The sequence below is a fragment of the Dolichospermum sp. LEGE 00246 genome, from assembly GCF_015207865.1.
Taxonomy (GTDB): domain Bacteria; phylum Cyanobacteriota; class Cyanobacteriia; order Cyanobacteriales; family Nostocaceae; genus Dolichospermum; species Dolichospermum heterosporum.
In genome coordinates, this window is record NZ_JADEWA010000748.1 from 1 (window position 1) to 1,289 (window position 1,289).

Sequence of the window (1,289 nt, forward strand, 5' to 3'; positions counted from 1 at the left end):
GGGGGAGTTGGGGGAGTTGGGGAGAAATTTCATTCTTCTGAACTTCTAGCCCTCACAGATAACTTTTTGGTGCAAACCCTAATTAATCCGGCTAATCTTGATTCTTTGCGCCTCTGCGCCTCTGCGTGAGACATATTAAGGTGTTTGGGTAGCGATCGCTAATTTTGCCCCTTTTACCTGCCGCACCCGATCCATAACCATCACCACTTGACCGTGAGTAGCACTTTGATCAGCATTGATAATAACTACTACTTGCGTATTTTTGCCCATCAACTCCTGTACTTTTACTGGTAAAGTCTCAAAAGTGACTGGCTGGCGATTTAAACTTAGATCCCCTGCTGAATCTACCGTAACGGTAATTGGTGCGGCTGATGATTGGGCTTTGGCTGTGGCTGCTTTAGGTAAATTCACTGGCAGACCTTCAGAACGATGTAAGAATAAAGTAGACATAATAAAAAATGTCAAAATAGCAAAGATGACATCAATCATCGGCACAATATTAATCTGGGCTGGTACATCAGGTTCATCTGGTAGACGCATAGGATCTATCCCCTCTTTCATAATGACGACGATACAGCAATTCTAGCTGACCACCATATTCTTGAATCCAAGCAATTTGCCGCAAATACATACCGCGAAAACTATTCGCAAAAAATAAAGTAATAATAGCTACAACTAATCCCGATGCTGTGGATACCAAAGCTTCACTAATTCCAGAGGTAACACCGGCGGTTTTTGTCCCCCCCACATCACCAATATTTAAGGATGCAAAAGAGCCAATTAACCCCAAAACTGTCCCTAGCAATCCCAGTAAGGGTGCTAAACCAATAATTGTATCGAAAATGTTTTGAAACCTTTTTAATAAGGGGATTTCTGCCTGGGCTTCACTTTCTAAAGCCAAGCGAAATTCTTCTGGGTTGGCTTCTTCCAATTCTAAAGCCGCTAAAAAAATTCGGGCGATCGGTAAATCAGCGTTTTTATGTAAGATGTCTAAGGAGGTAACTACATTACCTTGACGATAAAAACCTAACACCTCCTTGACTACGCGATTTTGACGACCGCTAATTCCTATCCAAAAGGTAATCCGTTCCAGAATAAGAGTGATTCCTAAAACGGAAAAAAATAGCAGTGGCCACATCACTACGCCACCAGCTTTGAATAAGTTACTAATTTCCATTGACTATTTTGCTAATTCTGGACAAAGCTAGATTAACAGATTTTTGTGAAGAGAATGTCATTAATAGGCGATCGCTATGGCAGAGTATTGTCTCTGTCTCTTATACACAGCT

At 41.4% G+C, this 1,289-nt stretch carries 2 protein-coding genes; both read right to left on the reverse strand.

Annotated elements, in window-relative coordinates; all coding sequences use genetic code 11:
- Positions 1 to 135 precede the first annotated feature (135 nt).
- The gene (locus IQ228_RS26100) at positions 136 to 540 is read right to left on the reverse strand and encodes a biopolymer transporter ExbD (RefSeq protein ID WP_193965024.1); all 405 of its coding nucleotides are present in this window, start codon (positions 538 to 540) and stop codon (positions 136 to 138) included.
- Positions 524 to 1,177 carry a MotA/TolQ/ExbB proton channel family protein gene (locus IQ228_RS26105; protein WP_193965026.1) on the reverse strand — a complete coding sequence of 218 codons (654 nt, stop codon included), beginning with the start codon at positions 1,175 to 1,177 and terminating at the stop codon, positions 524 to 526. Before IQ228_RS26105 ends, IQ228_RS26100 begins: the two co-directional genes overlap by 17 nt.
- Positions 1,178 to 1,289 lie beyond the last annotated feature (112 nt).